This is a genomic window from Bergeriella denitrificans NBRC 102155 (assembly GCF_001592185.1).
GTDB classification, from domain to species: domain Bacteria; phylum Pseudomonadota; class Gammaproteobacteria; order Burkholderiales; family Neisseriaceae; genus Neisseria; species Neisseria denitrificans.
The window spans coordinates 1-10764 of record NZ_BCWL01000054.1; the positions used below are offsets into that span (position 1 = coordinate 1).

The window sequence follows — 10764 nt, forward strand, 5'->3', positions numbered from 1 at the left end:
CAGAGAGCACACTTGGGTACAATAATCGCATATATAAAATTTAACATAATATGTATTATGCGAACTTATGCTTATTCCTAAAACCAGCCTAAAACCGCCATTCCCACTACGCTCAAGCCATACGCCCATCGATTGCGATAATTTTATGCGAACTATTTTATATCCGATATTATCTTTAAGCGCCCAATCAAATCTAAATCAATCAAAAGCCGTCTGAAAAACGCTGTTTTCAGACGGCCTATTATTCTACGCCGATTATTCCGGCTTATTCAGGCAAACCGTTCACATCGATAATCCAAACTTCTGATTGCGAACCCAGTCTCATCGGTACGCCCCAGAAGCCGTAGCCGGAAGTCACGAAATAATGGCCGCGGCCGATGGCTTCGTAGCCGTAGGCCAAGCGGTTTAAGGCGCGGACAATTAAATTGGCCGGTGCGACTTGGCCGTTATGCACATGGCCGGAGACCTGGATATCGATGGGCAGATGCTGATGCTGCTCGATTTCGCTCGGGCGGTGGTCCATCAGCAAGACCGGTAAATCTGTGTTTTGCCCGGCCAGCAAGGCTTCGGTCGGCACGCGCGAATAATCGATATCGTCGTTGCGGCCGACCAGCAGCAGCCCCTGATGCGTCAAAGCCTCGTTAACCAGCACGCGGATGCCGGCTTTTTCCAGCTCGGCTTTAATTTCCGCCTGCGCGCCAAATAAATCGTGATTGCCCAAGGTGGCATATACGCCCAACGGCGCACGCAGTTTTTCCAGATGCGGCTGCATATTTTCCGCGCGGTAGGCTTGGACATTGTCGTCCATCAAATCGCCCGGCAGCAAAATCATATCCACCTGCTCGCGCTGCATGATTTCCGCCAGCGCGTCCAACTGCCTGGCGCCGAATAATACGCCCAAATGCAGATCGCTGGCCATGCCGATACGCAGCGGCTTATCGAGCTTTTTATTGATTTGCACGGTTTGGTGGCGGACAACCGGCGTATAGGCGTTATACACCGACAGCCCCATCAGCCCGACAAAAAACAGCGGCGCGAAAATCCGCAGGCTGCGTGAAAGCGGCGGGCTGCTAAGGGTTTTACGCAGCAGCAGATACAGCAGAAACGTTGCCAGTGCGGCATACATCACAAACAGCAAAACTACCATCCACAAAGCCATCAGGCGGAACAGCCATATTTTGGCTTCAATATATCCGCCGATTTGCAGAATCACGCCGGCCAGCATGGCATTGGTGGCCAAATATGCCGCTGCCATCAGCCATTTGCGCCCTTTTATGCCGACCAGCGGCGCAAACAGCCATTGCAGCGAACGCCCCAGGCCGAAAGTAAACACCTGCAGCAGCGCCGCAACCAATAGAAAAATGCCGAAACGCATAGCAAAATCCAATCAAAAACCAACCGCAGATTGTAACATACCGCCCTGCTCTAAATAGGCCGCCAAATGCAAGCAATGGTAAATGACGCGCCGTGAAAAGCCGTCTGAAATCCGCTATAATCGGCTTATTGCCATCTAAACAGAAGGAACGCAAAATGGCCCGTCCGCAAACCGCCATTATCCCCGACCACTGCAAAGCCGGTATCTTTATCGAGGCCGACATCCATGCCGGGCAGACCGCGCAAATAAAAGCTGCCTGCCGCAGCGCATTGGCCGCCCTCTCCGATCTGCAAACGCAGTTTCCCGATGCCTCACTCGGCCTGTCGATTGCATTCGGCAGCAGCTTTTGGCAAACGCTGAACCATGCCCAAGAAGGCCGTGAAATCAAGCCCTTCCGCGCCTTGGGCAACGGCCTGGCGCCTGCGACCCAGCATGATGTGATGATTCATATCCAATCCATGCGCCAAGATTTGAATTTCGCACTGGCTGAGCGCGTATTGGCCGCATTCGGCGGCAGCATCAGCGTGCAAAGCGAAACCCACGGCCTGCGCCTTTTGGAAAACCGCGGTACCGACGGCTTCGTGGACGGTACGGAAAATCCGCAGGGCGACGATAATGTCCGCCAAGTCGGCATCATCGCCGACGGGCAGCCGGACGCGGGCGGCAGCTACGTTTTACTGCAAAAATACCGCCACAATCTGAAAAAATGGCAAGGCATCGGCATTCCCGACCAAGAGGCAGACGTCGGCCGCAGCAAAGCCGCCAACGAAGAATTCAGCCGCGATGTGCGCCTGACCGACTCCCACCTCGGCCGCGTCAACCTCAAAGAAAACGGCGTCGGCCTGAAAATCGTGCGCCGCAGCCTGCCCTACGGCACGGTCAGCGGCGAAAACGGCCTGATGTTTATCTCCTACTGCCACACCCTGCACAATATCGAAGCCCAGCTTTTAAGCATGTTCGGCGAAACCGACGGCCAAACCGACCGCCTGCTGGCGCACTTGTCCACTGCCGTGTCCGGTGCTTATTACTATGCTCCGTCGGCAGAACGCTTGGGGGACTTATAAGCAGTTGTTTACTTAGTATTTTCATAACAAAAGCCGTCTGAAAATCTATCTTTCAGACGGCTTTTTGATTATGAATAAACTTTTAGGCCGTCTGAAACATGAGATTTTCAGACGGCCTGTTTTTCAGACGGCTTATCCGTCCAAATGATCGCTGTTTCTGGCCAATACGCTGCGGTTGCCGTTGGTTTCCGGCGCAGAAACGATGCCGTCGCTTTCCATTTGGTCGATTAAGCGGGCGGCGCGGTTGTAGCCGATGCGCAGCGCGCGCTGTACGCCGGAGATGCTGGCTTTGCGCGATTTGATAACAAAGGCTACGGCTTCGTCATACAGCGGGTCGGCTTCGCTTTCGCTGCTGCGGCTGATGCCGGGCAGCTCTTCCATGCTGCCGCTCAAAATCTCATCGATATAATCCGGCTCGCCGAACTGCTTCAGGTATTCGACCACATTGTGCACTTCTTCATCGGAAGCAAATGCGCCGTGAACGCGCTGCGGATAGCCCGTGCCCGGAGGCAGGAACAGCATATCGCCCTGGCCGAGCAGGTTTTCCGCGCCCATTTGGTCCAAGATGGTGCGGCTGTCCACTTTGCTGGACACTTGGAAAGCGATGCGCGTCGGGATATTGGCTTTAATCAGGCCGGTAATCACGTCCACGCTCGGGCGCTGCGTGGCCAAAATCAGGTGGATGCCGGCGGCGCGGGCTTTTTGCGCCAGGCGGGCAATCAACTCTTCGATTTTCTTGCCGGCGGTCATCATCAAATCGGCAAACTCGTCCACCACCACCACGATATACGGCAGTTTTTCCAAATATTCGGGATTGTCGGGCGTGAGCGTAAACGGATTGACAATTTTCTCGCCGCGCGCGGCGGCTTCGGCGATTTTCTGATTGAAGCCCGCCAGATTACGCACGCCCGCATGGCTCATCAGACGGTAGCGTTTTTCCATTTCGTTCACACACCAATTCAGCGCGTTGGCCGCCAGCTTCATATCGGTCACCACCGGCGCCAGCAGATGCGGAATGCCCTCGTAAATGCTCAATTCCAGCATTTTCGGGTCAATCATAATCATGCGGACTTCTTCGGGCGATGCTTTGAAGAGCATGGACAAAATCATGGCATTCACGCCCACGGATTTACCCGAGCCGGTCGTACCCGCTACCAGCAGGTGCGGCGCTTTGGCCAAATCGGTCACCACCGGCTCGCCGGTAATGTCCTGACCCAACGCCAGGGTCAGCTTAGAGCGGGATTCGGAAAACGCGGGCGCGTTGAAAATTTCGCTCAAACGAATCATCTGACGGCGCGGATTGGGTAGCTCCAAACCCATGCAGGTTTTGCCGGGAATGGTTTCTACCACGCGGATAGACGCCACGCCCAGCGAGCGTGCCAAATCTTTTTCCAAATTCAATACCGAGTTGCCGCGCACGCCGACATCCGGCTCAATTTCATAGCGGGTAATCACCGGCCCGGCATAAGCATCCATCACTTTAACCTTAACCTTAAACTCCGCCAGCTTGTCTTCGATGGTAATGCTGTTTTCCAGCAAAGCCTCTTCGGTTTGGCGCGCGCTCGGGTCGTATTCCGGCGGCAGCAGCAAATCCACGCTCGGCAAAATCATCTGCCCGTCGGCGGCAGGCGCGGGCTGTGTCTGCGGGCGGTAAGCCGCAGGCGCTTGAGCGGTTTGCGGCGCAGCTTGTACCGGCGGCTGCCATGTGGCCGGCGCGGGTGCAGCGTAAGACTGATTTTCAGACGGCATAAACGTAGCCGCATCAGGCGCAGGCATTTCGGCAACGGGCTCTGCATGGCGAACCGGCTCTGCTGCGGCCAAAGTTGCGGCGGCTACAGGCGCGTCATCCGCTTCCGCCGCATGATATTCATCGGCAGGCGCAGATTCCCGCACCAGCAAATCTTGAATAGACAATTTAGGGCGAGGCGCAGCGGCCTGCTCCGTCTGCGGTATCGGCGCGGCGGCAACGGGCTGCACCCGGGCAATCGCGCTTGGTGTCGGCTCAGGCTGCGCGGCCGGGCGCGGCTGGGCAACTGAAGCGGCGGGTTTCAGCGCGGCTTTTTCCTGCGCCCAAATATTTTGACGCTGCGGCTGCGCGTTGCTCTCTTGGCGGTTTTTAATCAAATTGGCCGAACGGGCTTGGCGGCGCGGCATCAGTTTGCGCGTCAGATTAGCCAGAATTTCATCATCGCCAATTAATTGAGGGCGGGTACGCTGCCCCGCATCGGCGCGGGCAGCTGTGGCAGACTGCCGATGCAGATCCGCGCGGATGCTGTCGGCACTGATTGCGCCGTTTGCCGATACGCCCGCAGCCTGCGGCTTGGCGGCGCGGTTGGTGCGGGAAATGCCGTTTACCCCGGCCAATACGCGCTCGCGGGTGCGGCTCAATACCGGATCGTCAAAGCCGATGATTTCCCACTCTTTCTCAGGCTGCTTGGCCGTTTGCGGCGCGGTATCGGCCATGGCAAACTCCGGCTCGCGGCTGCGTGCGGCTTCCAAAAGCGCTGCTTCGCCCAAAGCGGAAGTGGCTTCCTGCAGGGTAATTTCTTCCCAATCGGCATGGCGCACTTTACGGGCGCGGTATTCCGGCTCGCTGCTTTCCACAAAAGGCACGATATCAGGGTAAGCCGGCAGGCGCGTGATGCGTTTTCTTGCCTGCGCTGCTGCTACCTCTGTCTCTGCCGCGTTTTCGGGAAACTTGGAAAACGCCGAGCTGTCGTCGATATAGTCCGGAATATTTGCCGCTTCATCGGCCGGTGTGTACTGTTTTACCGCCAAAAGACGCGAGTGCGCCTTGCGGCTGCTGTCGCCCTTGCGGGAAAGGCGCAAAGGAAGCCATGCCGCCAGCTGCTGCCACCACGTTTTGACAGACGGCACGTCAACGCTGAACGATTCGGGCAAGCCGCCCCCGTCCGACATCTCCGCCCACTCGCGGCGCCACGCCTGCTCTTGGCGGTAATGCAGCCACAAAGCCCCGCCGATCGCGCACAGCAATACAAAAACCACAACAGTCCACAGCATAAGAAACCTTGTTCCTCTGGTTCAACAGCAAAACGGCTATTTTAGCGTGTTTTGGCCGGAACCACAAAGCGCGGCCGCCCGATTTTCCCCTATTGCCCTTCCCTACCCGCTTCAGCAGTATCGCCCGACACGGCAAAAAGCCGTCTGAAAATCAGCATTGCTTGATTTTTAGACGGCTTTTTTGAATTTTGCGGCGCTTTTTCCGCCTTATCCTGCTACCTGTTTCGTGTTAAAGGTGGGCTTGCTGGCGCACTTTAAGCAAAATATAATTCCGCCCGATACACTTGACATTTAGGACGCAGTTATGGCACCGAACCGAACCGAACCGAACCGAACCGAACCGAACCGAACCGAACCGAAATTATACGCGATTTAGAAAATAATTTCAACGAAAACAATCTAGTAACACTCAAAAATCTTTTTCCCGAAGTCTTTTGCGAAGGCAAAATCGATTGGGAGAAATTCAAACTCATTCTCGGCGAAGCCAACAGCGCCGATGCCAACGAGCGCTATATGCTCAACTGGGCGGGCAAATCCGATGCCTACCGCACGCTGCAAAGCCCGACTTTCAATACCCTCATCCCCTGCCCCGAAGAAAGCGTGGATTTCGACACCACGCAAAACGTGTTTATCGAAGCGGAAAACCTCGAAGCGCTGAAAATCCTGCAAAAATCCTATGCCGGCAGCGTAAAGATGATTTACATCGATCCGCCCTACAACACCGGCTCCGACAGCTTTATCTACCCTGACAAATTCTCCGAAACCCGCGAAGAATACGCCCGCCGCGTGGGCGATACCGATGACGCGGGCTATTTGAAACGCGACGGCGTGTTTCAAGGCGCGTTCCGCAAAAACAGCAAAGAAAACGGACAATATCACAGCAACTGGCTCTCCATGATGCTGCCGCGACTGCATTTGGCGAAAACCTTGTTGCGCGATGACGGCGTGATTTTTATCAGCATTGATGACAACGAACAGGCGCAGTTGAAATTATTGTGTGATGAGGTGTTTGGGTCGGAGAATTTTGTGGGGCAATTTCCGTGGCGCAAACGCACAGCAAAATCTGATGTGCCGTTTGGTGTATCTTCCGATTACGAACAAATTATTGCGTATGCCAAATCGGATATTTTTGTTGCCAGCGTTGAAGGAAAAGAACGTAAATATTTTGAAACCGATGATTTTCCAAACCGTCCTTGGCGTATTCACGATTTAACCAAGCAGACTAGTGCAGCAGAACGCCCCAATTCATTTTTTACCATGATTGACCCGAGAACAGGCAAAGAATATCCGGCTAATCCGTTACGAACTTGGGCAGTTACCCAAGATACTTTTCAAGAATATTACGATGCGGGAAAAATCGTATTTCCTGATGATTATGAGTTTCTCAATATCAGAAACCCTGTTATGCGTTACTTTAAAGATGACGACATAGCAAAAGCGGGAGACAGTTTTGGTAGGATTGCTGTCAGCACAAAGCTGCCTGAAAGCGTCGGAATGTCTTTAAATGGTACGAAAGAAATTACTGAACTGTTTCAAGGAAAATTGTTTGATTTCCCCAAGCCGACGGCTCTGATTCAATTTTTTATCAATGCATTACATGATGAGAATGCGCTTATCCTAGACTTCTTCTCCGGCAGCGGCACCACAGCCCACGCGGTGATGCAGCTTAATGCCGAAGACGGCGGCAATCGCCGTTATCTCTGCGTGCAATTACCCGAAGAAACGGACGAAAAATCCGAAGCACGCAAAGCGGGTTTCAATACCATTGCGGATATTGCCAAAGAACGCATCCGCCGCGCGGGCGAACAAATCCGTAAGTCGGGCATTCATGCCCGACAAGAAAGCCCGTCTGAAAATATGGATACTGCCGATAACGGTGTGTCGGGCATAAATGCCCAACCTACGGTGGATACGGGTTTTAAGGTGTTCAAATTGGCGGAAAGCAATTTCAAACGCTGGCAGAAGCCGGATTGGGAAAATTTGGGCGAAACGCTGGAAATGTTTACCGATACCGTTGCCGAACACGCTACGCCGGATAAGATGGCCTATGAATTGCTGTTGCGCTTGGGCTTGCCGCTGACGGCGCAGCTTGCCGTACGCAATCAGGTGTATTGGTTGGCTGATGAAGACAAACGTTATGCGCTGCTGCTCACGACGTTAAACGAAGACCTGCTGCGTGAGATTATTGCACAAAAACCGAATAAAATCATCATTTTGGAAAAGCTGTTTTATAACCGGGATGCGCTGATGAAAAATATGGCTTTGCAGATGAAAGATGCGGGCATTGCGTTTGAGTATGTGTAGCCGCCGTAGCCGTAGGATAAGATAAGTTGAACCTTTGCAAAAAAATAGAAATTGACCGGAAACCGATTGTAGGGGCGGGTTTGACACCCGCCCGAAAATCCAACCCGTTGAACATTATGGTTTCTTCAAGCTACACATGCGGGCGGGTGCCAAACCCGCCCCTACAAACCGTTGCGTTGGATTTTGCGGAGGTTCCAAATTGTTGGATTTGGCGCTGTTCTTTGCCTTGCGGTGAGGCGGCGGGGCTTCCGCCCCTCCCTACGTGGGTTGGCTTTAAAAGAATAAAAAGCATGGGATACAGATAAATGAAACTGAATTTTGAGCAATTGGATTACCAGCGTGCGGCGATTGACGCGGTGTTGAATGTGTTTTCAGGCAGTCTGAAAATGCAGCCGGAAACGGTGTTTCATCAAAACGGCGGCGCGGTGGTGGGTAACCGCCGCTTTATCAGCCATGATGAAATGGCTGAAAACCTGCGGGCGGTTCAGACGGCCAACGGTATTGCCCCCAGCGATCTGGGCGCACAGGGCTTGAATTTTTCGGTGGAAATGGAAACGGGCACGGGCAAGACGTATGTGTATCTGCGCACGATTTACGAATTACACAAACAATACGGCTGGCTGAAGTTTGTGATTGTGGTGCCGAATGTGGCCATCCGCGAGGGTGTGATGCAGACTTTGCGCGCAACCAAGGCGCATTTTGATGATGCGTTTGATAATGAGGTGGTGATTGCGCATGAATACGACAGCAGCCGTCTGAATGATTTGAAAACTTTTGCCGAAAGCAATCAGATTCATGTTTTGGTGATGACGATTCAGGCATTTAACAAAGACAGCAACATCATCAACCAAGTGCGTGAACAGGGCTTTGCGCCGGTGGAATGGCTGGCGCATACGCAGCCGGTGGTGATTTTGGACGAGCCGCAGAATTTTGAAAGCGAGTTGAGCCGCGAAAGTATTGAGAAGTTAAATCCTTTGTTTACTTTGCGCTATTCGGCTACGCACAAAAATCCGTATAACCCGGTGTACAGCCTGAATCCCGTTCAGGCTTATCAGATGGGCCTGGTGAAGCAGATTGTGGTGGACAGCGTCACCGCCAAAGGTGCGGAACAAGGCGCATATGTGCGGCTTTTGGAAGTGAAACCTGCTAAAAAATCGATTTCCGCCAAGGTGGAATTGTTGGTGCGTAACCCGAAAAACGGGGAAATCGCCAAAAAAGCAGTCAGCGTGAAAGCCGGCGATGATTTGTTTGCCAAATCCAATGAAAACGGACTGTACCGTGACGGCTATCTGGTTGATGAAATTTTTTCAGACGGCCTTGATTGGCAGATGGGTTTATCCAACGGCACAATCGTCGGGCAGTTTCAAAACGACAGCGCGGTGCAGGATGAAATCATGAAGCGGCAGATTTTCCAAACCGTTGAAGAACATATCCGCAAAGAGCGCAAACTCAAGCCCAAAGGGATTAAGGTTTTATCCTTGTTTTTTATTGATAAAGTAGAACATTATCGCGGCGCAAACGGCGAAGACGGTAAATTTAAAACGTGGTTTGAAGAAGCCTACCGCCACTATTACGGCGGTGAAAATCCTGAAGATGCGCACGGCGGCTATTTTTCGCAGGATAAAGGCCGTCTGAAAAATACCGGCGGCAATACGCAGGCGGATAATGAAACTTATCAGTTGATTATGAAAGATAAGGAAAAATTACTGTCGTTTGATTCCGAATTGCGGTTTATTTTTTCGCATTCCGCTTTGCGCGAAGGCTGGGATAATCCGAATGTATTCCAAATCTGTACGCTCAACGAAACAGTCAGCACGGCGAAGAAGCGGCAGGAAATCGGCCGCGGTTTGCGTTTGCCCGTCAAGCAAGACGGTTCGCGCCATCGGGAGATTGGGGATAATGTATTGACCGTGATTGCCAATGAAAGCTATGAGCAGTTTGCACGCTTGCTGCAACAGGAAATTGCCGATGATTGCGGTGTGGAATTTGCCAACGGCGGCGCGAAGCCCAAACGCGCCCGCGCCGTCATGAAAACGCGCGATGATTTTTCGGCTGACCCGTTGTTTCAGGAAATTTGGCAGAAAATCAACCGTCAAACACGTTACCGTGTGCATTTTTCCACGCAGGAGCTGATTGAAAAAGCGGCGCAAAACATTGCAAACCTGCCTGAAATCGCAAAACCGCATATCGCCAGCGAAAAAGTGAAGCTGCAAATCAGCCGAACCTTCGGCGTGGAAACCGAGTTTGCCCGCTCGGAAAAAGCGTTTGCGCTGCCTCAGGAAGTAGAAATTCCTGATGTTTTAAGCGAAATCCAGCAGCGAACCGAGCTTACGCGTCAAACCATTGCACAGATTTTGAAACAGTCGGGAAAAATCAATCAGATTGCCAACCATCCGCAAAAATTCATTGAGACCGCCGCCAAAGAAATTCAGACGGCCTTGCAGGAATTGATGGTCAACGGGATTGAGTATGAACTGATTGAACAGCCGGTGTACGAAATGCGCGAAATTTCGGCCGAGTTTTATCAAAACGAGCATTCTTTTCATGTCACCAAGCCTGAAAAAACCATCTACCAAGCCGGCTTGATTGATTTGGACAGCGACACGGAAAAGCAGTTTGCACAAGCCTGCCAAAGCCATGAAGCAGCAGAAAATCACGCGGTGGCTTTTTATTTCAAACTGCCTAATAAGTTTAAAATCCGCACGCCTGCCGGCTTTTACAATCCGGATTGGGCGGTGGTGATGAATGAAAGCGAACGTGTGTATTTTGTGGCGGAAACCAAAAATACCGGAACCGGAAGCGTAGATTTACGCGGATTACGCACGTCCGAGCAGCTGAAAATCGCTTATGCAAAAAAACATTTCGCGCAGTTGGACGGGGTGGAATATAGAGTGGTACAAAAGGTGGATGAGCTGGTTTCGGATAGGTATAGTCATTTAAAATAAGAATGGTACAGCGTTGCTTCGCCTTGTCGTACTATCTATACTGTCTGCGGCTTCG

The 10764-nt window shown here is 52.4% G+C and carries 4 protein-coding genes and 1 pseudogene; 3 read left to right on the top strand and 2 right to left on the bottom strand.

Annotation, left to right across the window (positions count from 1 at the left end):
- Window positions 1–265: 265 nt before the first annotated feature.
- The gene (locus BDE01S_RS04705) at window positions 266–1375 is read right to left on the bottom strand and encodes a metallophosphoesterase (protein WP_066077977.1); all 1110 of its coding nucleotides are present in this window, start codon (window positions 1373–1375) and stop codon (window positions 266–268) included.
- 155 nt (window positions 1376–1530) lie between these two features.
- On the opposite strand from BDE01S_RS04705, the gene BDE01S_RS04710 reads away from it, so the two are divergent.
- On the top strand, window positions 1531–2439 hold the full coding sequence (locus BDE01S_RS04710; RefSeq protein WP_066077980.1) for a Dyp-type peroxidase: 909 nt from the start codon (window positions 1531–1533) through the stop codon (window positions 2437–2439).
- A 132-nt stretch (window positions 2440–2571) separates the two neighbouring features.
- Here BDE01S_RS04710 and BDE01S_RS11825 read toward each other — a convergent pair.
- Window positions 2572–4044 (bottom strand): annotated as a pseudogene (locus BDE01S_RS11825) (DNA translocase FtsK); the annotation flags it as partial.
- Between the two features lie 1929 nt (window positions 4045–5973).
- Here BDE01S_RS11825 and BDE01S_RS04720 point away from each other — a divergent pair.
- Both BDE01S_RS04720 and BDE01S_RS04725 read left to right on the top strand, forming a co-directional pair.
- On the top strand, window positions 5974–7764 hold the full coding sequence (locus BDE01S_RS04720) for a site-specific DNA-methyltransferase (protein WP_218015851.1): 1791 nt from the start codon (window positions 5974–5976) through the stop codon (window positions 7762–7764).
- Window positions 7765–8069: 305 nt separating this feature from the next.
- Window positions 8070–10709 (top strand): restriction endonuclease, encoded by a 2640-nt coding sequence (locus BDE01S_RS04725; protein WP_066077989.1) that lies wholly within the window; start codon window positions 8070–8072, stop codon window positions 10707–10709.
- Window positions 10710–10764: the final 55 nt, after the last annotated feature.

Excerpts from the sequence above, each read along its gene's own strand:
- BDE01S_RS04720 (WP_218015851.1), top strand. The coding sequence starts at position 5,974 with ATGCTCAACTGGGCGGGCAAATCCGATGCCTACCGCACGCTGCAAAGC.
- BDE01S_RS04705 (WP_066077977.1), bottom strand. The coding sequence starts at position 1,375 with ATGCGTTTCGGCATTTTTCTATTGGTTGCGGCGCTGCTGCAGGTGTTT.
- BDE01S_RS04725 (WP_066077989.1), top strand. The coding sequence starts at position 8,070 with ATGAAACTGAATTTTGAGCAATTGGATTACCAGCGTGCGGCGATTGAC.
- BDE01S_RS04710 (WP_066077980.1), top strand. The coding sequence starts at position 1,531 with ATGGCCCGTCCGCAAACCGCCATTATCCCCGACCACTGCAAAGCCGGT.